This window comes from Paenibacillus sp. PK4536 (assembly GCF_028594455.2).
GTDB lineage: Bacteria > Bacillota > Bacilli > Paenibacillales > Paenibacillaceae > Saccharibacillus > Saccharibacillus nuruki.
This window is the reverse complement of the sequence record NZ_CP126313.1, coordinates 733196-759957: the sequence shown is the minus strand read 5'-3', so window position 1 is coordinate 759957 and position 26762 is coordinate 733196. Positions and strand designations below refer to the sequence as shown.

The window sequence follows — 26762 nt, the reverse complement described above, 5'->3', positions numbered from 1 at the left end:
TGTATCTGGATGATGTTCTGATTATGCGTGCAGGCGAATTGTTAGCATAAAAAAAGTAAAAAGAGCGATTTCTTGCTATTACAAGAAGTTGCTTTTTTTTATTGTAATAAGTGGATTCAAAGTAATACTTTGTCGTTTATTGTAAATATAGAGCTTTTTTATTCTATTGTTAATTACACAGGGAGGAATTTGTTCATGCATCGTAAGTATACACGAAATATATTATGGATTGTCCCAATGGTTATTTTATTGTTGATGACTGCCTGTACGCCAAGATCTGATTCATCGGAGCAACGAGCAGATGGCAAGGTAGAAATCGATTTTTGGACATTTTGGGGTTCGGAGACTCGTCGTCCGATTATCGAAAAGATTATCAGTGACTTCAATGCTTCGCAGGATCGCATTATTGTTAAGCATACATACCTCCCTTTTGGTGATATTTGGACAAAGAATCTTGCGGCAGTGGCGGCTGGTAATCCGGCGGATGTCATTATTAATGATTACGCCAACGTAAACCTCCGGGCGAGCAAAAATCAAAATACCAATCTAACCCCTTATTTGCAAAAAGATAATATTGAAGCCAATTTCTATCCAGAATTATGGAAAAATGTACTTTATAACAATGAAGCATATGCTTTACCGTTCAATACCGATACACGAATGCTGTATTATAACAAAACCGCTTTTAAAGAAGCAGGGCTTGATCCCAATCATCCTCCGCAAACATGGGCAGAATTGGAAGAGTATGCTCAAAAATTAGATAAAAAAAGTGGTGATACCTATCAACAAGTTGGGTTCTATCCACTTTGGGGTGATTTTGGGATAGATAGTTGGTTGATCAACGGAGACAATGGTCAAGGGTACTTTGATGATAATAATCAGACCACGATCAATACTCCGGGCAAAGTAGACACGCTGAAATGGTTGCTGTCCTGGCAAGATCGTCTAGGTCGTCAGACGGTAGATGCGATGAAAGCCGAATTCGGTAATGGACAAAGCGATGCCTTTATTTCAGGTAAAGTCGCTATGTATATTCAGACAGGAACGTATAACACTCAACTTGAAGAGTTTGGCAAAGACCTTGATTTTGGTGTAGCCCCGATTCCAGAACGTGAAAGTGGCTCCGGTCATTGGAGTAGTGGTGGTGGATTTGTCGTAGAAATTCCTCGCGGAGCTAAGCATCCAGCGGAAGCTTGGGAATTTATGAAGTATCTAACAGGTGTAGAAGCTCAGAAATACTGGGCCATCAAGAATTTTGATAATGTCGCTAATATGGAAGCTGCACAAGATCCAGAAGCGAATCAGAATCCAGTCTACAAAGCTTCAGTGGAAAATCTAGAAAGTACCAAATTATTCCCTATTCCATTAAGTGCTCCTGATTATAAAAATCTAATTAATCCACATATGGATGCTGTATTACTGGGAAAAGAAACGCCCGAGCAAGCTTTAGCAGCGGCGCAACAAGATATACAGAACTTGATGGCGCAAAATACAAAATAAATCAATCATTATGTAATTCAAGTGTAGAGGCGAGAGTGGACTCGGAGCTAATCCTTGTTAAACTCTCGCTTCCTATGTTCATAAAGGGGGTCAATCATGAAAGCAACGATCGGGCACAAACGTCCGAAACTGTCTAAATTAGCCCGTCAGGAAGAAAGACAAGGGTATATGTTTATACTGCCGTGGTTGATTGGATTATTTGGGATTACATTGTTTCCTATGTTATTTTCACTGTATGCCAGTTTTACCAATTATGATGTGACCTCACGAATGGACTTTATCGGGATAGACAATTATAGACGGATGTTTTCCGATGATCCTTTGTTCTGGACGTCTTTAGGAAACACATTATATTATGTCGTATGGATGGTTCCTCTAACGACGATTGGTTCTGTGCTACTGGCTTTGTTATTAAATGAGAAGATCTTAGGGATGCGCTTTTTCCGCACGATCTATTATTTGCCTGCTGTACTATCTGGAGTCGGTGTCTATTTTCTATGGATGCAATTATTAAGTCCAACCAGTGGGTTAATCAATACCTTATTATCTTGGGTAGGTATATCAGGCCCTGCTTGGTTAAGTGATCCAGTATGGACTAAGCCAGCGATTATTTTGATGAAAATGTGGGCAGTAGGCGGAGGGATGTTATTATATCTAGCGAGCTTACAAGGTGTACCTTCACAACTCTATGAAGCGGCTAAGCTAGATGGAGCTTCTGTGTTTCGTCGATTCTGGCATATCACGTTGCCGATGATTTCGCCTGTCATTTTCTTTGATGTTGTAACCAGTTTTATCGGTGGATTTCAAGTGTTTCAAGAAGGATATGTTATGACTGAAAGTGGTAACGGTGGACCTATGAATTCACTACTTTTTTATAATCTGCATATGTGGCACAAAGCGTTTACCGTTTTTGATATGGGCTATGCCATGGGTATGGCATGGGTGCTATTTGTGATCGTGCTTGTACTCACTTTAATCAATATGAAATTATCCAGACGCTGGGTGTATTATGAAGGAGATGATCAATAATGGGACGTGTACAGTCATATATCTCACCGCAGATACATCACAAAAAGCGTCTATCTACACGTCAAATCATTATTTTTATCATTCTGGCATTAGGAAGTATCTTATTCTTATTGCCACTCTGGTGGATGATCGCAACATCGTTAAAGTCGATGCAAGAAATTGCTCAATATCCGCCTACGTTTATCCCGCAAGAATTTCATCTGGATAATTATATTCGTACATGGGCAGCTGCGCCATTTACTCAATATACGTTGAATACCTTATTGCTTTCCTTTTTTGCAGTCACTGGTAATGTGATTGTGAATGCATTTGTTGCGTATGGATTTGCACGTATTCGATTTCGTGGTAAAAAAATATGGTTTTCGATTTTGCTAGCGACTATGATGATTCCGGGATTTGTTACCCTTATTCCGCAATATGTGATGTTTTCCAAATTACATTTAGTAGGCACTTATTATCCGTTAATTATTCCGCAGTTTTTGGGAAGTGCTTTTTATATTTTTATGTTGCGACAGTTTTATTTAAGTATTCCTCGTGAACTGAGCGAAGCCGCGAAGATTGATGGAGCCAATCACTTTTATACATGGTTAAGAGTGATTATTCCACTATCCAAGCCTGCACTAGCAACGATTGCGATTCTTTCATTTAACGGCGCATGGAATGACTTTTTGGGTCCACTGTTGTATGTAAATGATGAGTCGCTGTATACCTTACAAATCGGTCTGCAATCTTTTCGAGGAAGTGTACAGACACAATGGAATTATCTGATGGCAGGTTCTGTACTGGTATTATTGCCTGTGATTGTGTTGTTCTTTATTTTTCAACGTTATTTTATCGAAGGAATGAATTTGACCGCAGGTACCAAAGGATAAGTCACTATAGTATTGCAACTCCATTAAGCGTTACCCTATTCTACCGAAGAAAGGGATACGCTTTTTTGGTGTGTTAGGATAGTATGATAGAGCAGAAGATAGATCTAGCAACAATGTGAATATGGTGGTGAACAAAATGAGAGTGCTAGAATTGACGATACAAGAGTTATTAAAGATTCCTTTGTTACATCAAACAAAGGTGATAAGCGGTGCACAAGGGCTGGATCGTGTAGTCAAAACGATTGATATTATTGAGGAACCTTATGAGATTGCAGGAGATAAGCAAGGAGTACTTATTCTGGTGACCGCATATGCGCTTCGAGATCGTCCAGCGTTATTACTAACAATGATTCAACAGCTACATCAAAGTGGAGCAGCAGGTCTGGTGATCAAATCGGTACAGGTGCTTGATCATATTTCAGCAGAAGCGAAAGAGCTAAGTGATCAGTACGGACTTCCCTTGATCGAATTACCAGAAGACATTTCATATAGTGATATCACTCATGCTGTTATCGAACAAGCACTCCATCGACAAGAAGTGTTACTGCAACGATCAGATGAATCGTATCGTACATTAACCACCATGGTTCTTGAAAATATAGGTATCCAAGCAGTAAGCGATCATGTGGCAGGACTACTCAAAGCACCTGTCGCTGTGATCAACCACAGTGAAGAATTGATCGTCTCCTCACCCATCGGTTGGGATTTCCATCATGCGCAGTATCCTGTCCGGCGAAATATTAATGTCGATCAGCGTAGTGTCGCTTATCTGTTAGTCGATAAAGAACATTTAGATGCAATGGAAGAAGTGGGGATTGAACAAGCACGATTAGTACTGGCGCTAGAACTGATGCGTAACAAAATTATCGAAGACACTGAAAACCGTTTACGAGGTAATTTTATAGATGAATTGATGACACCACCGGCTCCTCCTCGTCATGAAGTCGAAGATCGTGGTCAACAATTAGGAATGAATCCTTCTCATTTGTGGGAAGTGGCTGTGATTGAAGGACGTGTAGCACCGGATGAAGAATGGTTGACACGCTTATTGTACCAAGAAGCTGCCAAGTATAATATTCGTCCACATATCGAGTTTCGTAGTAATCGTGCGATTCTATTTCTACCTACACCTCAAGTGAATGCAGATTATGCGGGAGATCAGCGCCAACAGACTATTCCATGGGCAGATATTGTCTTGTCATGGTTAAATGATAAAGAAGGCAAATTAGCAGGATATCGCTCGGGTATTGGTCGCCCCAAAGCGTTGTGGGATATCCATGAAGGATTTAGCGAAGCCCGTAATGCACTAACGATTTCTCGCCGATTGAGCGGGGAAACCGCTTTGACCGCTTACAAAGATATCGAAGTCTATCATTTACTACGTGGCACGATGGATGAGAAAGGGTTCGGTATACTATTTGACCGTAAGCTCGGTAAGCTCAAGCAATATGACGAAGAACATACGACCGATTTATTACGGACACTTTTCTTCTATCTGGAAAGTCGAAGTAGCTTGATTGATACTGCTCATTTGCTATCGATCCACCGCAATTCAGTAAAGTATCGGTTAGAACGTATTCGCGATATTACAGGATTTGATCTTAACGATCCTCATGAGCAATTGGTCTACCAGATGTGCTTGATCTACTATTACCTGTTAGAACATCCCGAATAATGAAGGATCCAAGTCGTTTTCTCATCAGAGAGAACGGCTTTTTATTTTAAATTTTAGTTACATAGAAGCTTAATCAATTAATGATTTTGACCGATAAATAATAAGCAAGATAGTTAGCAAATGATGTTGTACTGGGGATAACAACAGAGATTGCACATGAATAATTACGAATAGAGTTACATTTTTACAGGTAAAAAGCATAATTAGGGGGAGTACGAAAAGGTATGGCAAGATTAGGATTTCGAGAAAAGATGGTTATTTATATTAGTATCGTTATTATTATTGGAAGTGGATTATTGGGTTATTATGCAGTTCAACGTGCCAGTAGCCAAATGATTCAAGCTTCTCACCAAAAACTACTTGGCGATCTGGAAAGTGGTTATTTGTTAATGGATGCGATGTATCCCGGGGAATGGGAAGCACGTGATGGGAAATTGTATAAAGGCTCGCAGGTCATGAATGATCAATTTGCATGGATAGATCAATTTGGTCAAAAAACAGGGGATACCGCTACTTTATTTTTAAATGATACTCGAATTGCTACAAATGTGATCAAAGAAGATGGGCAACGTGCAACAGGTACCCAAATCTCAGATACAGTCGGTAATATCGTATTAAAACAAGGTCAATCCTATACAGGCGAAGCCAATGTGGTCGGGCAAGTCAATCAAGCCGCATATATGCCTCTTCAAAATGCTTCGGGTGAAGTGATTGGTATCTGGTATGTGGGTGTGCCTAATGCTCCTTATGAAGAAGCCAATGCTAGTTTTGAAAAAGGGATTATTTTATTCGTTGTATTAGAAATTGTTGCTGCAATGATTGTAGTGTGGTTAGTAACGAAGCGTCTGTTACGTCCTTTAATTATGATCACTCGGGCTGCTGAGCAAGTCGCAGGGGGCAGTCTACAAGTAGAGCTTCCTGTAGTACGTAGTCAAGATGAGATTGGACGTTTAAGTCTGTCGATTCGTGCCATGATGGATAATTTATCGCATCTAATGGCAGACATTCGCCAGAATATGTATTCTTCGGCAAGTCAGATCAGTGATTCGTCAGAGCACTTTTCCAGATCACTCGAACAGATGAGTCATTCGTATAGTGAGGTTGTACTTAGTAATAAAGAAATGAATAGCAATGCGTCTTCAGGCAACCAAGTGATTCACGAATCCAACGATATTATGCAGACACTCTCACATCTTATTACTCGTGCTGCGATTCGTATCAACGGAGCTGTGCAGGATTCAGAATATACACAAGAAACAGCGCAACGAGGCAAAGAAACGATGACACAAACGATTCAATCGTTAGAAGCATTTGCCCAAGCCGCTGTTGAAAATGGGAAAATCGTACAGGAGTTAGATAGCTATTCCAAAGAAATTCAATTGATTGCACATACGATCTCAGAGATTGCAGGATCGACAAATCTACTAGCTCTCAATGCTTCGATAGAAGCTGCACGTGCAGGAGAAGCAGGGCGAGGATTCGCAGTAGTCGCTTCAGAAGTCAGACGACTGGCTGAACAAGCAAGTGAAGGAGCACAATCAGTAGAACAATTCACTTCCAAAATGAGTGTATCGATTACTCGTGCTGTAGAGACGTTGAATCAAGGCAGTCTTTATCTCGCATCCGGTCGTGCTGCGGCGCAATCATCTGAAGAAGCTTTGGAAGCGATCTGGCAAGCGGTAGGAACAACAGCGATCAGTATTGGTGAAGTATCTGTGATTGCTCAAGAAAAAATCGAGTGTTCTCAAAAGGTGAAAGCAAAATTAATTCAGTTAGAAGAAACGATTGAACATGCCCTTCAATCTTCTAATAAAGTATTGGTTGTATCAGAAACCGTAGGAACTGAGATTGAACAACTGGCGGCAAGCTCACAGCAGTTAGATGCGATGTCATCTCAATTGCAAGCAGCAGTATCTAAAGTTCTTTCGTAATCTAATCGTTTGATTAGAAAATATCACAAAGCCAAATACCCGCTGAACCGACCATAGATGATCGATTCAGCGGGTATTTGTTGTACACATTTACACATAGCCAATCTGTTCAAGTCCAAGCAGAAGGGTCCCAACGCAGATCAGAAGTGATCGGCATATCATGACTCACTTGTTCTAACAATGTATCTGCATCATCAGAATAGACCAATCGGCTTAACGAAGACGAACCTGAAAATCCTTCGCGGACAGTATGTTGAATCAACTGTAAAAGAGGTTCATAATACTGATTCACATTATATAATCCTAACGGCTTATGATGAATTCCAATCTGTGACCAGCATAATACTTCAAATAATTCTTCCAGTGTACCTAATCCACCGGGTAAAGCGATAAAAGCATCTGCCATTTCTTGCATCATTGCTTTACGTTCATGCATACTATCGACTCGAATCAACTCACTTAATCCTTGATGGCCTCGTTCGCTATGTAGCAATCCAGCAGGCATAATTCCTGTGACTGTACCTCCTGCTTGTAAAGCGGCATCTGCGATAGCACCCATCAATCCCAGTCGTGAACCTCCATAAATCAAATGAATCTCATGTTCAGCAATACGTTGACCTAACAATGATGCGTATTGCAAATAATCACTATTATATCCTGTACCCGAGCCTGCAAATACACATATTGATCTCATACTATTCACTCCTTATGCAAGGTATATATCTGTATAGTATATATACCCTTTATCAGCGCAATATAAGAAAAAGCCTTGAATATATTCAAGGCTTGATCCCCTAATAGAACTTTAATAAAGAAATAGATAAGCAAAATTGAATTATTGCGGATTATTTGTCCATAGACCTGCGCTTTTCAGCAACACACGAGAAGGTAATTTAAGTGCAGCTACAACCAATTCAGCCAAATCTTCCGGTTGCATCATACGATCTTCTTCACCAATCGGTAGCCCTGCATTGACTGCAAGTGGCGTATTCACTGTACTTGGTGTTAGCGCAGTTACGCGGATATTGAATTTGCGTACTTCTTGCATTAATGATTCAGTCATACCCATCACAGCAAATTTGGAAGCGCAATAAGCTGATCCTGTAGCGAATCCACGTTCACCCGCAGTAGAAGCGATATTGATAATATCTCCGCTTTCTTGTGCGATCATACCTGGTAACAATTCATGAGTCACATAGTATGTACCCATCAGGTTAACACGTAGAATTTGTTCCCATTCTGCCGGGTCCATATCAACCATTTTACCGAAGCTACCGATTCCAGCATTATTGATCAGAATATCTACACGTCCCAAAGAAGCCGCAAGTGAAGCAACTGCCTGACGTGCTTCTTCTGAGTTCCCGATATCTGCTGTCGCTGTAAATACTTGAATATCATAAGTAGAAGTCAATTCAGCCTTCAACTGTTCTAGATCTGAAGCAGTACGTGCTAGTAATCCTAATTGCACGCCTTCTTTCGCAAGAGCTTCAGCAATCGCTTTACCGATTCCTTTACCTGCTCCTGTGATAATAGCTGTTTTATGATGAATATCCATAGATGAAATCCTCCTAGTAATCGTGTGATAGATTGCGTACCTATTATACTCTTCCGAACTCATCGGGGCAAAATTAAAGCAATTACTTTTGAGAAAATGTAATAAAATCAGTTACAAATTCCGACAATTCCTATATACTGATATATTGTGGAATTTAATTCCTAGAAAGTGAAGGGATGCCTTTTGGATCAAGATTATGTTCAACCTATTATTGAAAAATTATTGCACCGCGCCAATAGTCATGTGCACGTGTTAACCAAACCGTATTTTCCAGGTGATCGTTCGATAGGTGGCAAGTTCGGTATGAACAGCCGTACGATTACTTTATATATTCAAGAAATTGAAGAACAATGTATCGAGCTATTTGGATCGTTACAACCTATCGAATCTTATATTCAGATCATTTTTGCTCATGAATTAGGTCATGCTCATGATCCGATGTTAGAAATGTTAGCTGATGAATTAGAGCAGTGTTCGGATTCTTTGCAATGTGCACGGATTGCTTTGCGAATTGAAGAAAATGCGTGGGAATATGCACGCGATTTATTGCCTGACGTAGAACTTTTTATTTTTGAAACGATTCTGGATCGTTCTTTAGAAGCGTATTATGATGCGTTAAATGCCTATCAGACAGGGAATATTGCATGATCTTACATCTAACGAACTACCAATATACAATGATAAAAAGATAGATTAGTCACACGAACATGTGTACTGATTTATCTTTTTTTGTTACAATAAATACAAACTAGGAGGTGTATTTATGAAATTCAAAGATTCATCCAAGCGTCGTGTTATTTTGTTTATAGCTATGTCTTTAGACGGGTATATAGCGGATGAACAAGGAAGTGTAGAGTGGTTAGAACAGATTGAAGGGGAAGGTGATAACGGGTATAACGATTTTATAGAGCAGGTTGATACGATTTTTATGGGTAGACATACATATGAAGTTATTCAGGGGTTTGATATGCCTTTTCCATATCAGGATAAGCAGTGTTATGTATTTTCTCGTTCATCTCAGCAGGCAGACGAACATGTTACTCCTATTCAAGAAGAATTAATATCGTGGGTACCACAGCAATTAGAACAATCAGGTAAGCATATCTGGTTAATGGGCGGCGGTCAGCTTGTTCATGAATTTTTGCAACATCATTGGATCGATGAAATGATCATTACGATAGCGCCTGTGATGTTAGGTTCAGGAATCCCCCTTTTCCGAGAAGGATTCCCGACCTCATCATGGATTGCTCAAGAGACTCGTTCGTATGGACAACTCGTCACACTACATTATGTTAAGCCTGACTTGCTGCAATCGCCTGCTCCAGATCAGCAATAATATCCGAAATATGTTCTGTTCCTACCGATAAACGAATCAACTCTGGACGTACGCCCGCAGCCAGTTGTTGTTCTTCCGTTAACTGCTGATGGGTTGTACTGGCAGGATGAATAATAAGCGACTTGGAATCACCTACATTAGCAAGATGTGAAAATAATTGAACTTGCTCAATCAATTTCTTCCCGGCATCAGCGCCACCACGAATCCCAAATGTCAGAATCGCTCCTTGACCTTTAGGTAAATATTTCTGTGCCAAATCGTAAGAAGGGTGACTGGCTAGACCGGGATAGCTTACCCATTCGACTTGCGGATGTTGCTCTAGAAAAGCAGCCACTTGACTAGCATTTTCACTATGACGTTCCATTCGCAGATGGAGCGTCTCTAATCCTTGTAACAATAACCACGAGTTAAATGGAGCAATCGGCGCGCCTAGATCACGCATCAGTTGTACACGGGCTTTGATAATATAAGCAATAGCACCTACCGCTTCGGTATACACCAAGCCGTGATAACTCGGATCAGGCTCAGTTAAGCCTGGAAATTTACCATGGGCTGTCCAATCGAACTTCCCACTGTCTACAATCACACCACCAATAGATGTACCATGACCTCCGATAAACTTGGTCGCCGAATGCACTACAATATCCGCTCCATGTTCGATCGGACGAAGCAAGTAAGGACTTGGAAAAGTATTATCGACAATTAGCGGAATCCCATGCTCATGGGCAATCGCAGCAACAGCTTCGATATCCAGCACATTTCCTAGCGGATTACCTACCGTTTCTGCATAAAGCGCTTTCGTCTGATCTGTAATCGCTGCTCGGAACGTCTCCGGATCGTCTGAATTAACAAATGTAACTTCTATACCAAGCTTAGGCAATGTATTAGCAAATAAGTTGTATGTACCTCCATATATACTCGCCGCGGATACAATATGATCACCGCTACTGGCAATATTGAGAATCGAAAATGTGATCGCGGCTTGCCCTGATGCGGTAGCCAGTGCACCTGCGCCACCTTCCAAAGCAGCAATCCGTTGTTCAAATACATCCGTTGTCGGGTTCATCAGACGGGTATAGATATTACCAAATTCGTTGAGTGCAAATAAATTAGCCGCATGTTCACTATCACGGAATCCATATGAAGAAGTCTGATATAACGGTACAGCTCTTGAAAAAGTAGTCGGATCGATTTCTTGTCCTGCATGAATAGCTAACGTTTCGAATGAAAAAGGTTGATGTTCAGACATAAGCTCAAATCTCCTTTAACCAAATAGAATAGGTGAATAGAGGCTGTCGAATCAGAGGTGTTGTTCATTCTCAATTTTACCTATTTTCGCATGATCTGATGTAATATTCAATCTTAATTTTATAATTCCTATAAAAATAGTATGCTTTATAGCTGGAGTACATATAGTTTTGTGAATAAAGTGTTGATATTTACGACATAAAAGCTTCTCTTGAATGACTTTCACTCTTTAAAAATAAGGGTAATATCAGACGAGGAGGGTGATCTTATGCGAAAACGTGATGCAACGAGAAGAAAGAATCTACCACGAAAATCACGTCGGATGCGTATACGTAAACCAGATGAAACCAGTCTTGTTGTGGATCTAACACATCGGCGTATCTTTACCAACAATCGGTATGAACTATTCCGGCTCTTGAATGATATTTTTACAACACTTTGTTTTTTGACAGGTAGTTATTTCTTTTTTACCAGTGAAACGAAAACAGGTACGATTATGTTTATTATCGGTAATGCGAATACATTGCTACGAGCGATTATTTCTATTATTCAGCGTGTTCATATGGAATGGATTGACGATGAAAAAGGAAAAGAGACTTTTTATCCTTCTAAATAAACAGCAGGATATAAAGATAATATAAAGCACACCATTTGCATTCAGATTATAGATGATTATGAAAACAAAAAACGGCAACAAAAAACCTCAACGATAAGAGTTGAGGTTTTTTTATATTTAACTCTAACATGCGCTCTATTTAATTCTAAGATAGGCTCCATAGAAATGCTGATTACCGATTTACTTTTTTCAATGCTTTAGTCGCTGGTCCTTCAATTACCTCACCATTATAGGCAAATCGTGCTCCGTGACAAGGACAATCCCACGAGCGTTCAGCTTCATTCCAACCGACTTCACAACCCATATGGGTACATGTCGTATCCACCATATGTAGAGCACCCTCTGGATCACGATAAGCACCGGTGCGTTTCCCATGATGCCAGATGACTCCGCCTTCATCATTGTCTAGATCATCGGCTTTACGGCGGTTAAAGTCTAATTTACCTGTAATCATTTCTTTAGCCACGTTCGCATTTTGGACAACAGCTGTTTTGATCTTAGTCAATAACGGTTGCTTGCGAGAAGGGTTAAACAGTTCAGCATACCGATTATCACGGCCCATAATCATATCTGTCATCATATGAGCGGCAAGTGTACCTGAAGTCATCCCCCATTTGGCAAAAGCGGTACCGACTAGAATATTCGGCTCATCTTCTGTGATATAACCAATACATGGGATATCATCAAGCGAAAATAAATCTTGAGCTGACCAGCGGTAAGGAATTTCTTTGATCCCCAGTAACATGCCTACAAAGTGTTCCAAACCTTCATAATGCGTAATCGTCTCATCTTCTTGACCTGTTTTGTGTCCATTACCACCAACGATCAACATTTCTTGTCCATCAATCGTAGCCGAACGAAGAGAGTGTTTTGGTTCATCTACACTCAGATACATCCCACCGGCAAAAGTCGTCTCTGCACGAACCGCTAATGTATAAGAACGTTGAGCACGTAGACGAGCAAAGTAAAATCCATTCTGGTCAGTGACTGGATAATGCGATGCGGATACTACTTTGTCGCAAGTGATACCAAATTCCTGATCTTGTATCAACAAACGTGGACGATCTCCTGATTCCACTTCTTCAATCATCGTATCTTCATAGACTGTTCCACCAAGTAAAAGGAATTGTTGCAACAAGAACACAAGGTACTGTAACGGATGGAATCGTGCTTGATCCGGTAAAGCGATAGCTCCTTTGACACTTAACGGAATAGGCAACGAATCAACCCATTCGCCAGGAATACCCAGCTTACGGTAAGCATCCATTTCTTTTTCCAACTTTTTGAGTGTAGCATCGTCTGACTCTACATAGATGTAAGATGTCTCTTGTTGCCAATCACAATCAATCTGATGTTCTTCAACCAGACGGCGCATATAATGGAGTGCTTCTTGGGCACCTTCATAATAAAGAATAGCTTCTTCTTCACTAAAATTGCTGATCAACTCATCATAGATCATGCCATGTTGCGAGCTGACTTTGGCAGTTGTATATCCTGTGGTTCCATCTAATACTTTGCCACTTTCTACTAAGACTACTTTTTTACCTTCTTGAGCCAGTAGATAAGCCGCTGTAATGCCTGTGATCCCTGCTCCTACAACAACAATCTCTGTATCCAATTCTCCTTGCACACTAGGAAAAGTAGGCAGATCTACCGTAGCTCTCCATAGCGAAGATGGATATTCAGGTAAATTTTGAGGCGATGTATTTTCAGACGTTTCTTCATGAGATGGTTCTTGCATCGTTGTCCTCCGTCCGGTTCTGTAATAAGAACGCTATAATTTGAAATTCATAGGTTTTCATTTTTATTATTACCACCGTATGGATAAGACTAAGCGCTTGGCTATACGTGAAAAGATGTATATGCAGGAATTTCATGGTAAAATAGAATACTTCACCAACTACAAAGGAGAGATACATATGACCCAAGCAACGAAAAAACGCAAATCACGTCTGTTTATCATGGGAAGTGTCGTTTTACTTTTGGCTGTAATGACAGGATGCCAACAAAGTCAATCAGCGACGCCAGCAACTACGGAACAACCGTCTACAACGCCAACCCAGACTACTGAAAATGCAGCAAGTAATCAAGCAAATAGCATATCAACAAGTTCCAAAGCAGATTCAACTACATTCACAGAAGAGCAAGTAGAGCAAGCTATCCAATTCGCTGCTAATTACAAAAAAGATCAATATACAGTAGGCGAGGAATACAAGAAAAAAACTTCACTAGAAGAAATGATCGAACAAGAAATGAAGAAAAATGAATCCTATCTTACAGAAAAACAATTACAATATCAGACTGTATCCAGACTGCTCACTTTACCTATGCAGTTAGCTGTTAAAAAGCAAAGTACCTTAAGCCCTGAAGATCTAGAAATACACAAAAAAGAACCCCAAACCAAACAAGGGGTTCTGCAACTTTCTTATACAATGAAGATCGCTTTTGCGAACGGAGAGCCAAGTATTCCTGTCGAGGGCGAATTACAATTACAGCCTACCGCAGATACATGGAAAGTTAGCTATGATGTGTTTAATCATAACGACTTATTTAACATCATCAATGCCAAATCGTAAAGTGTAAACTACATTTGTATAGAAATATGATCATGGTAATTATCGCAATTATCGAAGTAATTCTTGTAAAGTCTGTTGCCAGCGTTCCAATACTTCGTCTGCTTGATGAAGCTCAATCGTGATACCGGAAGTAAGGGTAGCATATTTGGCAGTATCTTCGCGAATATGCTCGATGGTAGCGACAAATCGTGCTCTAGCATAGAGGGCATTTGGTAACGCTGGCAAAGGCGTAAGCGATACACGCAAAGCATAAGACACCCCTTGCCAGACAAACGTTAGTAACGCTTGCCCAGTACGTAAAATATTAGTGGTCGTTGTTGTACCTTCCCATAGAGCGAGTCGTAGATGCTCGCTATCTATGGCGATCACTTCACCGACACTAACCATGGCTTGATGCGGATAACCATCTTCATTAACCGTAAGAAGAGGCATCGCTAATTGCTTTTTTTCATGTAATTGCTGTCCATCGAATAACTCTAATAATACAGGGGAAAGTGAGACAGTATTCATCAGTAGACACATCCTTTTCTAAAAAAAAAAGTCTTGCTATACCCTAACCATCTATGTTAAAAATATATTAATTATACCCGAGTCTGTTGAACCTGTAATCTCTGGGATAGAAGCAGGAACATTCAACGACTTGAATTGGAGAAGGAGGTGAGGCAGGATGTTGTATTTCCTATTATCTATTACGCTTGAGCGCAGACCGCTTGGTAGCTATAGTATTATTCATTCATTTGGCGAAGACGGGAGAAGTCTGTCCAAAAATGAATATCTTTATTATGGCGAAATGCCGCTCCTGCCTTTATCTCCAGACGGATACAGAGCGTAAGTTTGTCTAGATACGAAGCTACGATTGATCGGTGCAACGGAAATCAATTCCGATATAATCACTTCGTACGTTCTAGCAAGCCACACGTAACACTCTATACCTACTGGCATATAAAGCGTCTGCTCTGATGCAAGCAAAAACAGAGAAGTCGCAGGGACATTTCCCTGCGGCTTTTTTGTGTTCTTTACCCTATGCGCACAGATCAGATCGCAAGGCAGAAGCGCATTTCCCTCTACTTTATATACTCAGAGGAGAATGAACAATATGTCTATTATGATCGCCTGTCAGCAGGTTCAACAATATTATGGTGCCGAGCATGTGTTAACGAATGTTACTTTTGAAATTCACAGTGGTCACAAAGTCGGTCTGATCGGAATGAATGGGGCAGGCAAAACAACGCTGTTTCGCATTTTGTCCGGTCAAGACAAACCGTTTCAAGGAGAAGTCCATATCCAAAAAGGCGCTAGAGTGGGTTATCTGCAACAGATGCCTGTCTATGCTCCAGATATAACGATCTTAGAAGTTCTGCAAGAAAGCTTTATTCATCTGACCCAATTGCAAGAACGAATGGAGCAACTAAGTATACAGATGTCAGACGAACATCTGGGAGAAGAACAGATGCAACGGGTACTTCAGCAGTATGGAGAAGCACTGGATACCTTTGAGCGTGGAGGCGGGTATGAAATGTCTGCTCGAATCGATCGAATCGCAAATGGTCTAGGGATTCCTGCTGAGCATTACGATCGGTCGTTCGAAGGGCTATCCGGTGGAGAAAAGACTAAAGTCGGTCTGGCCACACTATTACTCACCGATCCAGATATTCTGCTTTTAGATGAGCCGACCAACCATCTAGATATGGATGCAGTGGTCTGGTTAGAACAATTTATCAGTCAATCGACAGCAACGGTAGTCGTGATTTCGCATGATCGTTATTTTTTAGATAAAGTAGTCCATCAAATTGTAGAACTAGAGGATGGAGAAGCTACCACGTATCCGATGAGCTATTCGGCATATCGAGATGAGAAACAGCGCCGTCTGGTCAGACAATTCGAAGATTACAAAGATCAGCAAAAAGAAATTAAACGCATCAAAGAGTCGATCAAACGTCTGATCGAATGGGGGAATCGTTCTAATCCGCCTAACCCATCGTTCCACCGCAAAGCGGCTTCGATGCAGAAAGCATTAGATCGTATGGAAAAGGTTAAACGTCCAATTATGGATCGTGCACAGATTGAACTGGATTTGAGACAGAAAGATCGTTCTGGTGATCGTGTATTGGTACTGGATCGAGTGACTAAGCGCTATGGAGATAAAGTCTTGTTAAACCAAGCCTCGGCTCTATTACGATATGGGGAAAATGCTGCGATTATCGGTGGCAATGGTGCAGGGAAAACGACCTTATTACGTATGATACTGCAACAAGAATCAATCGATGCCGGCACATTGTCACTCGGCTCACGTGCCGAAGTCGGCTATCTGGCGCAAGAAGCCGCTCCACCTGATCTGGGAGAAACGGTACTGCAATGGTTCAAGCTAGCGGCGAAGATGGAAGAAGGCGAAGCCAGAGGACAGTTAGCGAAGTTCTTATTTTACGGATCAGACGTGTTCAAAAAAGTCTCTGGTCTATCGGGTGGCGAATGGAGCCGTCTCCGTCTAGCCATCCTGATGCACGAACGCCCGAATCTGCTGATTCTGGATGAACCGACCAACCATCTGGATATTTCCGCCAGAGAAGCACTGGAAGAAGCATTAGAAGAATTTCCAGGAACGATCTTGACGGTATCCCATGATCGCTATTTTATCAATCGGATTGCCGGTCAGATTTGGAGTCTGGATGGTGGAGTGTTGAGTGTGAATTTGGGGAATTATGAGGATTGGCGAGAGTGGAAGGAGAAATTAAGTAATAAATAAAAATAAAAAGAGATTCTTTTTAGAATCTCTTTTTATTTTTAATTTTATTTAGAATCCTACTCCATTGCTATTAGTAGTTATTTTGCTATCAAAGTTAGAAGAATTTATCACTGGACTGCTAATTAATATCAAAGCTAGACTTAGCAACAATGTGAATTTTCGCATCATTATTCACCCCTCTAATTAGATTTTCGTAAAATTCTTTCTGATTATCTGTAGAAAAAGCTTTGAATTGTTCAAATAAAGATACACAATCTAGAACTTTATTTTTATTAACTATTTCTAGAGCCATTTCTAAACTTTTTAAAACGTATTTTATTCCATCGTTGTGTAATTCTCTTATTAAAAAATAGAGAGCTAATTCATAATAGAATGTTACCAACCGTGCTTTATAGGTAGATTTTTGATAATAATCATTTTGAAAATTGATTTCAGAATCAAATGATATTGAAAAAGTTTTCAAAGTGTTTTTAATATCAAAGTTGTATTTATTAGCAGCTTCTAAAATTACTATTATACTAGGCAATATTTCATTTGGATGTCTTTGAAGAAAATTAACATACTCATCTAAATTAGAGTCGTCACCCATTAACAAGTCTAAATTATGTTTGTTTGCTATAGCAGCTAATTTAAATTTATCAACTTCTTTTTGACCCACGCTATCTAAATCAGGAAACCAACTTAAATCAGCATATCCAGATATATAAGATTTTGCATCAAGATATTTTCCCAAGGATTCTAGAGCAACAGACTTCAAAAGAAAGCTTTGTCCATAATACACAACTATATGACGCTCTGTCTCTTTTGGTGCAATTATTTTTTCAGGATAATGAGGATCAATCTTATAAACTTGTTCTAATAATAATTTTAATTCATCAGCACAGTACTCCATTGTTTTCCAGTCTTGAAGAGTATAATAAACATTTGCTAATTGAAGTAATGCATCTAACATTAAATTTTCGGGTAATCTATTACGATAAGGTTCAAAGCGTATTGCTGATCTAAAGCTTTTTTCTGTATTCTCACCAATCGAAGCTCTAAAAACTCGATAATGCGAAATCGCTAATCTTTCAGAATGCTGATGCTTTTCGTTCTCAATCACACATTCATAGAATGGCAACGACTCTTGTACCTTACCTTCAGCATACAATTCTTCAGCCAATCCAAAGATTGATATCGTATTGTTCAAATCCTCCATCAAACGATCAAGAACTTCTTTGATACAATCATATCTGCCAATCTCTGTACAACGCAATAAAAATGCCTTGATCCGACGCCAGTCTGCTTTTTCATTAATAAAACATTCGTCCACATAATACTCATACATCCAGCCTTCTGCATGACCCAAAGCTTCTGCCATCAAGTCTAACTGCCGAATAGAAATCGATTTTGGAGGATTACCATTCAAGATCCCGCTGATGATACCACGGTTGATTCCAGCCTGTTTACCGAAGCTGCTTAATGAATGACCTTTTTGTCGAATTCCTTTTTCAATCTCAAGCCGTATGGTTGTGGTGTTGGTAATCATAACCGAACACACCCCTTTATGTTGAAAGTTTCCCGTTGCTGCGCCCCAGTAAGCCCATGAAATTCAAATTTATTACATTATACATTACGCTTTGAACGGGGGTCAATTACTTTTAATCAAATCTTCAAAATTTAGGAATCACAAAAGACATAGTTACCATACAAGCGAAGTTATGGTTTCTATGTCTTATTGGGTGCTCAGTTTCCATTTTTAGAAATCAGTCGAAACTTTTTAAATTTTTATTTATAGTTCATTTCCTGTATATAGAACATTTCCTGAATAATCTCTAATTTCATACTTACTTTTATCTCTCACTAGCTCAAATAATTCTAAAGCAAGCTTAGAATAGCGATGATTTGCTTCACGTCCACTTCCTTGTTCTCTATCTAAATGATATAAATTATTATCTTGTTGTATATCATATCCAGTATCATTTTTAATTTCTCCCATAAATTTTTTGACACTATGCCATCCTTTGTAGCCCATTAATTTTCCAATGTCACTTAAAGAATAAGGATATAATAATACCAATTGTTCAGGATCAGTTACTCCTCCAGCTCCTACAACATTTATTTTTGTAGTATTATCTGATCCGTCTATTGACTCAAAACCTAATTTTGATGCAAGCTGACCCATATCACCAATTGATTTAAAATCTAATAAATTGGCTTCTAAATTAGTTACTGTTTTACTCTTTATTATATTATAAATATTATTTTCTAAATTTCGAATAATATCCACAGGTTCATTAATATTTTGATGAAGACTTTCGTAAACATTAGTGAAATCGTTTACAAGTAAATAATTTATTCGAATAGATTTTCCATTATTAAGATCAATTAACTTATCTGAGGCTGGTTTCATCGTTTCAGAAATTGGATCTTGTTGCCAGTCAATAAACCAAATATTGCTGACAGGCTCATCGTCATCTGAAACAATTATTTCTGAAACGTCTGCTAAAATAGATTTTATATTTTCGTCATTTAAAGCATATCCAATAAAAATGATAGGATATTCCATAAAATATGTTAACAATTTGGCAATAAGATATTTTTGTTTTTCCATAAAGAGATCATAATCTTCGCTTGAAATTATAATTTCTTTAGGAGTAGTAATGCATCCGTGAATTTTTAGTAAATGTCCATAATTAGCTGACTCTCTAGAACGAATTACTTGTTGGCCAATAATAGGATTATGATTTGGAAATAGCTTTTCTAATAGCAAATCGTAGTTAGTTGTTATTATAGCATGTGGAGTTATTTTCATTAATGCTTCTAATTCTTCTTGTTTATAATGATCTTTTACAACAAATGCCTCACTTAATTGTTCGAGATAAGAAGAAATTTGATATTTAAGAAATATGCTTCTGGGATAGTTTCCTTCAAATAGTTTTTTTGGAAATATATCATTTTTATGATTTTTCCAAGCATAATTATGATATTCCTCTACTATTTTTGACCCGACTTTAGGTAAATTTTCAGTATACTGTTGAGTATAATAGCCTATAGGATATTGTTTTTCAGGATTTAAGTTAATTAAATATTCTAATAGACCGACCCAGTTAGGAGAATTAATATCTTCTTGAGATTCCAGCTCCAGCGAATAAAATAGGTCTACTATTACTATCATTAAGTAATGTACGTATCTTAAAAAGAGATTCGTCTAAATAATTTTGGTAATTTGACATCATGTTCCTTCTTTCCTTTAATATATTCTAATTACGATTTTATTATACTTTATATAAGTAGTCATTAATTTATTGGAGTTTAGCATACATAGCTAACATTAACTAAACAAAACTTAATTATTTTTAGGCATATCTCGTAACTTTCGGAACAATTCTAAACAATCAACAATACGTCCATGACTGTACTTCTCAACTGAATTTTCTAAAGCAAGAAGTATTTTTTCTAATTTCTCATCATATACTTCACGGTTGCATTGATAGAGAGCTAATTGATAATAGATATTAATATAGCGACTAATTCCAACAGTTACATCTAAATAATATTGATTTAGAAATTTTTCTTGATAAATATACTCTAAAATATTTGGAGGATAAATGTGATCATTAAAAGTATCTAAAATAAAATCTATATCATACTGATGAGTATTGGCAGATTCTAAAATAATCGTTAAACTAGCAAGAATTTCACTAGGATGGACTTTTAGCAGTTCACAATAATCTTTTAATACACTAGAGTTACCTGATAGCAATTCCAAATTAGCATAATTGAATTTGGCAAAGACTTTAAACTTTTCTACTTCGTATTTTCCTTCTTCATCTAATCCTTCAAACCAACTCAAATCAGTAAAACCTTCTAATTCAAGACGTGCATTAGTATAATCGCCCTTATGCTCTAAAGCTGTAAATTTGATAATATGACTTTGTCCATAATACACAACTAAAGGTCGTAATGTTTTAATAGGAGAGGTTTTTCTAGTAAATTTCTTGTTTTGAAATTCTTGTTTATAAATTGTGGAAGCTAATATATTCAACTCATGACCACATTGCTCTAAAAGCTCCCAATCTCGAACAGTGTAATAAATATTAGATAATTGTAATAATGCATCTAGTGCGAGAGCTTCTGGCAGTTTATGTCGAAATGGATAGAAGATCATGGCTTTTCTTAGATTATTTTCAATGTTATGACCTAATGATGCTCTAAATAACCGATAGTGACTGATGGCTAACCGCTCAGAATGATAATTGCGCTCATTCTCAATCACACATTCATAAAAAGGTACAGCAACAACCGTTTGGTTTTGCTCCACTAATTCTTCTGCGAGATGGAATACATGAGCGACATGAGTAGGATCTTCCATCAATGAGTTTAAAATATCACCGATTAGATCATCACGATTGAGTTCGATGCAACGGAGTAGAAGTGTACGAACACGTCGCCAATTCGCTTTATTTTCTTCTGAAAAGCATTGTTCTACAAATAATTCGTATAGCCAGCTTTCCGGTTTGCCCAGAGCTTTAGCCATAGCATCTAATTGAGTGATCGACATGATTTTGGGAGGGTTTCCATTCAACGTAGCACTCAAAATACCACGATTGATTCCAGAAACCTTACTAAAATGACTAAGCGAATAACCCTGCTTATGCATTTCGGACTCAAGTTCAGTAATTAGGGTTATTCGATGCTTCATGCAGATCACCTCGATGTAGTAGGATATATGTTAAGGCATGGAACGAATGACATTTTGAAGCAAAGAAGTATAGTCTAGATTGAGATTCATATTGCATTTACGTAATGATGTATCAAATCGTTTAATCGTATTTTGAAGTTTAGTAGACTGACTCGCATGTTTCGATTGATAGACAGCTAACTGGTAACACATATTTGTATACTGATTGTCTGCCACAGATTTTTTTTTCGCTGAATGATCCATATATAAGTTCGTTGTAATATGCTCATGAAATTTTTCGATAATATGATCAACCACAATATTGTATTGATTTGCAGTACTTAGAATCGTCAGCAACCCCGGAATCGTTTCCTTCGGATAGTTTTCCAAAAAGGCAACATAACCATCCAGTACACTAAAATTCCCTTTATATAACTCGGTACAGTAGCTGTTGCCTTGAGCAAATATTTTGAAGCGTTCTACTTCTTGTTGCCCGCACTCATCCAGATCGTCTAACCAACTCAGATCACTATATTTCCTAATGTATGTTGTTGATTCTTCATATTGTCCTACTTTTTGATAAAATATGGATTTGATAAGATACCCTTGTCCATAGTAAACAACGAAAGAACGCTCACTTTTGAGATTATGGTATTTCTTTTCTTTATAAAGTCGATTGGATAATTCGATTAAAGCATCTCCGCACTTTTCCATTAGTAACCATTCGTTAGCGGTATAGTACACATTTGCCAACTGCAACCAAGCATCTAATTGCATATAAGAAGGCAGACGATCACAGAAAGCTTGGAAAGTCACAGCCGCTATAAAGTTCTGTTTAATATCGCGTTTAATCGAATAGCGGAAAATACGATAATGACTGATCGCCAGCCGTTCTGCTTGGTAGTTGCGCTCATTACTCACGACACATTCATACAACTGCATAACACTGTCACTCGGATTATCTACAATGAGTTCTTCAGCCAATTCAAAAACGTGATTAAGATAGGATATGTCTTCAAGCAACAAGCACAAAATACGATCAATCAAAACGTTTCGATTGAGTTCAATACAACGGAATAGGAGTGCGCTAACACGTCGCCAATTCGTTTTACCTTGTTCGTCAAAGCATTGTTCTACAAACAGCTCATACAGCCAACCTTCTGGCTTGCCCAAAGCAGTATTCATTGTATCTAACTGATTAATCGACATCGGTTTGGGAGGGTTTCCATTCAATGTGGCACTTAAAATGCCACGATTGATTCCAGAAATTTGACTGAAACGACTAAGAGAATAACCTTGTCGGGAAATCTCATTTTCTAACTCCGTACATAAGGCTATTCGGTTGTCCATACAGCTCACCTCTTGACTGTTGTATTAAGGCATCGAACGAATAAAAAGTTGTATCAAAGACGTATAGTCCATCGTACGGCTCATATTGTATCTACGTAATGACATATCAAATGTATTCAATGTATTTTTGAAAATAATAAATTTTTCTTAAAGTTTATCTATATGTCTTTCGGTTGACAGAGCAACATCATTCTTATCTAGTTAATTATAGTTTTAATTTATTTTCCTTATAACAAATATAAATTCTGCTAAATCAAAACGTTTCGATAAACATGTTGCTCATATAACCAGCCTTCCGGTCGATCGAGAGCGGCTGCCATACGATCTAGCTGGTTGATCGATATTGATCGAGGTGGGTTGCTATTGAGTGTTGCGCTCAATACGCCACGATTAATCCCTGATATTTTTTCAAACTGCGTTAAATTGATTTTTTTGTCTTGCAGTTCTTGCTCAATATGAGAGCGTACTGTATCCAGTGGGCTCATAAACGGTAAGCACCTCCGAAAAATACAATAATCCTTATACGATTCCAGAAAATGATATTTTTTATTATTCTATAAGTTACTTAAAATGTCAGAGTACCTTTTTTAGTAACTTAGTATAAGGGTTCTATTGACCTATAGAATTTGGGAGTAAACACTCACGGATTACAAAAAAAGGTTGTGATTACAAAATAAAAGAATCCGTTTTTTGAAAACTCCTGTAATAATAAGGATACAAGTTACTTCACTACTGACCTATAAACGGACACGTAGAAGTACAAATGTTGGCTGACAGGATCTCACTACAATCCTATATACCCTAAGCTCATAAGCACGCTAGAAATAACATTAGTAAAGTAGCTTGTAGATGTAAATAGCTGTCCTATAGAAATATGGAAATAAATAGAAATACTCTAGCAAGTAAACGTAGTGAGTCCGAAGAATTGTGTAGCAACATACCACATAAGTAGTAAATTAGTTGATATCATAGAACACCTAAACATTCCCTAAATGAATAGAGAAGACCAGAAAAGAGCATGATCGCCTACAGATCACGCTCTTTTCTGGCGTTTAATGACTGTTTTGTTGAATTTCAAAATATTTCCAAAACATATCTTCTAAAATGGTTTTAAATGGATATTTTTGTGGTATATTCTATAAGCTGTTATTTTATATCTAACATGGAGGCTTATGAATGAACAGAGTCAGCATAGCGTTTACCGATTGTGTTAAAAAGAAAATGATTTGGAATCTGATCCCGGCGATGATTATCTTTTTAGTGTGGATGTATGGTATTCATGTCAGTGTCTACGAAGCCATAGGATCTGCTGTTATTGCAGTCATCGTATTAACGATTGGTGATATGATTTCTAGTTATTTTTTTGGCGACACATTCAATACGAATCATCGTGCACACTAAGCGACTACTCTAACTTTTATTCTTTCTTCACACTATAAATGAACCTACCTTTCTTCCTATACTATGGAAAAGTTAAAATAAATCGTTGTTTACAAAAAACAAAAAGCACTGTTTTAAAAACATGTGTCATACTCGGTGGCAAGAGTAACAAGGAGATACGTTATTCTGCCCGGTGATGCGCCCCACGTAGAACTGTGCAACGTCAATCTAGAACAGACAAATAGCTAAATGATAAAGAGCATCTTGATCTCGGAAATATACCGGATTAAGGTGCTTTTTGTTTCAGTAAGAGAGCTGTGGCTTATTATGAGAGAAGAGACTATTTCTTTGCTGAGATCAATCTACAAACTCAAAAGGGAAATTTGGTTTTTTTGATAACTTGTGGGAAAATATAGAGGCACAGTGGTTTCTATAAATACTGTAGATTTGCAAAACTAGAGGTCTGCTTCAAATTGGTTTATGATAAATAGGAGGTGATCGATATGAGTGCATTCAAATCATGGTTAAACAGTACGAAAAGCAACTTGAATGATCAGATGAAAAAGTTCAAAAATAAGGACTTTTTAGAAGCGATCGTAGCAGGTTGTGCTCTTGTAGCGGCAGCAGATGGTAATATCAGCGCAGATGAAAAGCAAAAAATGGCAGGTTATATCGGACGCAATGAGCAATTGAAAGTGTTTGATATGAGTTTGGTGATTGCTCGCTTTAATCATTATGTAGAAAATTTTGAATTTGATGCGATTATCGGTAAGCAAGAAGCGCTTAAAGCGATCAGTAAATTCAAAAGCAAACCTGAAGAAGGTCGATTGTTGATTGGTGTATGTAGTGCGATCGGTTCAGCAGATGGTGACTTTGATCCTCAAGAGCAAGCGGTTGTACGCGAAATCGCGACAGTTCTTGGCTTGAATGCTTCTGAATTTGGACTGTAAGTCGGGTAAGAATGAAGGCAGTTTCAAAAAAGTTGAAACGATTCTCCGGTAATAACAGTATTACATATCAGTATTACAAAGGAGGTCATATCATTTTATGAGTATCAGCTTAGTCAAAGGTCAAAAAATTGATTTAACCAAAGGCAATAGCGGTCTGAATCAACTGGTGGTTGGTTTGGGTTGGGATCCCGCAGAAACGCAATCTAAAGGATTCTTCGGTATGAAAAAAGCAAAAGCAGATATCGACTGTGATGCTTCAGCGATTCTGTTGGATGCAAATGATAAATTGACCAAAGCTACCAACTTGGTCTGCTTTCATAACTTGACGAGCGGTTGTGGTTCTGTCAAACACAGCGGCGATAACCTAACTGGTGAAGGTGCAGGAGACGATGAGCAAATCCATATCGATCTTTCTAAAGTACCTGCTGATGTGAATAAAGTGCTCGTTGTGGTTAATATTTATCAAGCAGAGCAACGTAAACAAGATTTCGGTATGATTTCGTCTGCTTATATTCGTATTATGAATGGACAGAATCAACAGGAATTGGTTCGCTTTAATCTGACGGATGATTATTCCGGTATGACAGCATTGATTACGGGTGAAATTTACCGTAACGGAGCAGAATGGAAATTCAACGCAATCGGTCAAGGAAAACAGGCCGCACATATCGATATTTTGGCTCGCCAATATTCGTAATCAGTAAGCGTTATCTTCAACAGCAACTCCAAATCATACACATGGAAAGAAGGAATTGAACATGGGAATTAACTTATCTAAAGGACAAAAAGTAGATTTAACGAAAAGTAATCCAGGATTGGCTAAGATCACTGTAGGTCTTGGTTGGGATACAAATAAATATGATGGCGGCGGAGAGTTCGATTTGGACGTATCTGTATTTTGCGCGAATACTGAAGGTAAAGTATCTAGCGAGAAAAACTTTATTTTCTTCAACAATCCTCAAAATGAAAATGGTTCTGTCGTACATACAGGCGACAACCGTACAGGCGCAGGCGATGGCGACGATGAGCAAATCAAAGTAGACATCCCGAACGTACCTGCTGATGTAGACAAAATTGCATTTACAATCACAATCTATGAAGCAGCAGCTCGTAACCAAAACTTCGGTCAAGTATCTAACGCTTACGTTCGTATCGTAAACGATGATAACAACGAAGAATTGATCCGCTTTGACCTTGGAGAAGATTTCTCTATCGAAGCAGGTGTAGTTGTTGGTGAATTGTACCGTCATGGCGCAGAGTGGAAATTTAACGCAATCGGTAACGGCTACAAAGATGGTCTTGCAGGATTGACACGCGACTACGGCTTACAATAAACGT

Annotated in this window: 25 protein-coding genes; 15 read left to right on the top strand and 10 right to left on the bottom strand. The window is 38.5% G+C overall.

Going from position 1 to position 26762, the window contains the following annotated elements; all coding sequences use genetic code 11:
* Positions 1 to 195 precede the first annotated feature (195 nt).
* The 5 genes from PO903_RS03600 (at position 196) to PO903_RS03580 (ending at position 7007) form a co-directional block, all read left to right on the top strand.
* Positions 196 to 1500 (top strand): ABC transporter substrate-binding protein, encoded by a 1305-nt coding sequence (locus PO903_RS03600; RefSeq protein WP_069327683.1) that lies wholly within the window; start codon positions 196 to 198, stop codon positions 1498 to 1500.
* 96 nt (positions 1501 to 1596) lie between these two features.
* A complete protein-coding gene (locus PO903_RS03595) occupies positions 1597 to 2529 on the top strand; it encodes a carbohydrate ABC transporter permease (RefSeq protein WP_069327684.1) in 933 nt (310 codons plus the stop codon).
* Positions 2529 to 3401, top strand: a complete 873-nt coding sequence (locus PO903_RS03590; RefSeq protein ID WP_273592616.1) for a carbohydrate ABC transporter permease — start codon at positions 2529 to 2531, stop codon at positions 3399 to 3401. Before PO903_RS03595 ends, PO903_RS03590 begins: the two co-directional genes overlap by 1 nt.
* 136 nt (positions 3402 to 3537) lie before the next feature.
* Positions 3538 to 5076 (top strand): PucR family transcriptional regulator, encoded by a 1539-nt coding sequence (locus tag PO903_RS03585; protein ID WP_273592615.1) that lies wholly within the window; start codon positions 3538 to 3540, stop codon positions 5074 to 5076.
* Positions 5077 to 5300: 224 nt separating this feature from the next.
* On the top strand, positions 5301 to 7007 hold the full coding sequence (locus PO903_RS03580; RefSeq protein ID WP_273592614.1) for a methyl-accepting chemotaxis protein: 1707 nt from the start codon (positions 5301 to 5303) through the stop codon (positions 7005 to 7007).
* A gap of 109 nt (positions 7008 to 7116) precedes the next feature.
* On the opposite strand, the gene PO903_RS03575 is transcribed toward PO903_RS03580, so the two are convergent.
* Both PO903_RS03575 and PO903_RS03570 read right to left on the bottom strand, forming a co-directional pair.
* Positions 7117 to 7701 (bottom strand): LOG family protein, encoded by a 585-nt coding sequence (locus tag PO903_RS03575; protein WP_069327688.1) that lies wholly within the window; start codon positions 7699 to 7701, stop codon positions 7117 to 7119.
* A gap of 141 nt (positions 7702 to 7842) precedes the next feature.
* Positions 7843 to 8562, bottom strand: a complete 720-nt coding sequence (locus PO903_RS03570) for a 3-ketoacyl-ACP reductase (protein ID WP_069327689.1) — start codon at positions 8560 to 8562, stop codon at positions 7843 to 7845.
* Positions 8563 to 8745: 183 nt separating this feature from the next.
* On the opposite strand from PO903_RS03570, the gene PO903_RS03565 reads away from it, so the two are divergent.
* Both PO903_RS03565 and PO903_RS03560 read left to right on the top strand, forming a co-directional pair.
* Complete coding sequence (locus PO903_RS03565; RefSeq protein WP_273592613.1) at positions 8746 to 9210, top strand: hypothetical protein; 465 nt, start codon at positions 8746 to 8748, stop codon at positions 9208 to 9210.
* A gap of 115 nt (positions 9211 to 9325) precedes the next feature.
* Positions 9326 to 9898: a dihydrofolate reductase family protein gene (locus PO903_RS03560; RefSeq protein ID WP_273592612.1), complete on the top strand. Its 573-nt coding sequence runs from the start codon at positions 9326 to 9328 to the stop codon at positions 9896 to 9898.
* Here PO903_RS03560 and PO903_RS03555 read toward each other — a convergent pair.
* Complete coding sequence (locus PO903_RS03555; RefSeq protein ID WP_069327692.1) at positions 9855 to 11147, bottom strand: homocysteine synthase; 1293 nt, start codon at positions 11145 to 11147, stop codon at positions 9855 to 9857. The two genes, PO903_RS03560 and PO903_RS03555, sit on opposite strands and share 44 nt — an antisense overlap.
* A gap of 267 nt (positions 11148 to 11414) precedes the next feature.
* Here PO903_RS03555 and PO903_RS03550 point away from each other — a divergent pair, with 267 nt between their 5' ends.
* Complete coding sequence (locus PO903_RS03550; RefSeq protein ID WP_069327693.1) at positions 11415 to 11762, top strand: YrhK family protein; 348 nt, start codon at positions 11415 to 11417, stop codon at positions 11760 to 11762.
* A gap of 172 nt (positions 11763 to 11934) precedes the next feature.
* Here the strand turns inward: PO903_RS03550 and PO903_RS03545 are convergent, their stop codons facing one another.
* Entirely contained in the window at positions 11935 to 13503 is a 1569-nt protein-coding gene (locus tag PO903_RS03545; protein ID WP_273592611.1) for an FAD-dependent oxidoreductase, read from the bottom strand.
* Positions 13504 to 13681: 178 nt separating this feature from the next.
* Between PO903_RS03545 and PO903_RS03540 the strand changes: the two genes are divergently transcribed.
* Positions 13682 to 14338, top strand: coding sequence for a hypothetical protein (locus PO903_RS03540; protein ID WP_273592610.1), 657 nt, complete (start codon positions 13682 to 13684; stop codon positions 14336 to 14338).
* 48 nt (positions 14339 to 14386) lie between these two features.
* Here the strand turns inward: PO903_RS03540 and PO903_RS03535 are convergent, their stop codons facing one another.
* Positions 14387 to 14848 carry a pyridoxamine 5'-phosphate oxidase family protein gene (locus PO903_RS03535; RefSeq protein WP_273592609.1) on the bottom strand — a complete coding sequence of 154 codons (462 nt, stop codon included), beginning with the start codon at positions 14846 to 14848 and terminating at the stop codon, positions 14387 to 14389.
* A 157-nt stretch (positions 14849 to 15005) separates the two neighbouring features.
* On the opposite strand from PO903_RS03535, the gene PO903_RS03530 reads away from it, so the two are divergent.
* Positions 15006 to 15170, top strand: coding sequence for a hypothetical protein (locus tag PO903_RS03530; RefSeq protein WP_161594256.1), 165 nt, complete (start codon positions 15006 to 15008; stop codon positions 15168 to 15170).
* 264 nt (positions 15171 to 15434) lie between these two features.
* Entirely contained in the window at positions 15435 to 17081 is a 1647-nt protein-coding gene (gene abc-f / locus PO903_RS03525) for a ribosomal protection-like ABC-F family protein (protein WP_273592608.1), read from the top strand.
* 118 nt (positions 17082 to 17199) lie between these two features.
* Here abc-f and PO903_RS03520 read toward each other — a convergent pair whose 3' ends face one another.
* The 5 genes from PO903_RS03520 to PO903_RS03500 form a co-directional block, all read right to left on the bottom strand.
* The gene (locus PO903_RS03520; RefSeq protein ID WP_273592607.1) at positions 17200 to 18609 is read right to left on the bottom strand and encodes a DNA-binding protein; all 1410 of its coding nucleotides are present in this window, start codon (positions 18607 to 18609) and stop codon (positions 17200 to 17202) included.
* A gap of 243 nt (positions 18610 to 18852) precedes the next feature.
* Entirely contained in the window at positions 18853 to 20238 is a 1386-nt protein-coding gene (locus tag PO903_RS03515; protein WP_273592606.1) for an SIR2 family NAD-dependent protein deacylase, read from the bottom strand.
* Positions 20239 to 20409: 171 nt separating this feature from the next.
* Positions 20410 to 21765 (bottom strand): helix-turn-helix domain-containing protein, encoded by a 1356-nt coding sequence (locus PO903_RS03510; protein ID WP_273592605.1) that lies wholly within the window; start codon positions 21763 to 21765, stop codon positions 20410 to 20412.
* Positions 21766 to 21795: 30 nt separating this feature from the next.
* Entirely contained in the window at positions 21796 to 23094 is a 1299-nt protein-coding gene (locus PO903_RS03505; RefSeq protein WP_273592604.1) for a DNA-binding protein, read from the bottom strand.
* A 248-nt stretch (positions 23095 to 23342) separates the two neighbouring features.
* Positions 23343 to 23579 (bottom strand): helix-turn-helix domain-containing protein, encoded by a 237-nt coding sequence (locus PO903_RS03500; protein WP_273592603.1) that lies wholly within the window; start codon positions 23577 to 23579, stop codon positions 23343 to 23345.
* A gap of 691 nt (positions 23580 to 24270) precedes the next feature.
* Between PO903_RS03500 and PO903_RS03495 the strand changes: the two genes are divergently transcribed.
* The 4 genes from PO903_RS03495 to PO903_RS03480 all read left to right on the top strand — a co-directional run bounded on the left by PO903_RS03495 (position 24271) and on the right by PO903_RS03480 (position 26758).
* Complete coding sequence (locus tag PO903_RS03495) at positions 24271 to 24495, top strand: hypothetical protein (protein WP_137223084.1); 225 nt, start codon at positions 24271 to 24273, stop codon at positions 24493 to 24495.
* A 482-nt stretch (positions 24496 to 24977) separates the two neighbouring features.
* Complete coding sequence (locus tag PO903_RS03490) at positions 24978 to 25424, top strand: tellurite resistance TerB family protein (protein WP_069327704.1); 447 nt, start codon at positions 24978 to 24980, stop codon at positions 25422 to 25424.
* Positions 25425 to 25521: 97 nt separating this feature from the next.
* Positions 25522 to 26121 carry a TerD family protein gene (locus PO903_RS03485; protein ID WP_069327705.1) on the top strand — a complete coding sequence of 200 codons (600 nt, stop codon included), beginning with the start codon at positions 25522 to 25524 and terminating at the stop codon, positions 26119 to 26121.
* A 61-nt stretch (positions 26122 to 26182) separates the two neighbouring features.
* A complete protein-coding gene (locus tag PO903_RS03480) occupies positions 26183 to 26758 on the top strand; it encodes a TerD family protein (RefSeq protein WP_069327706.1) in 576 nt (191 codons plus the stop codon).
* Positions 26759 to 26762 lie beyond the last annotated feature (4 nt).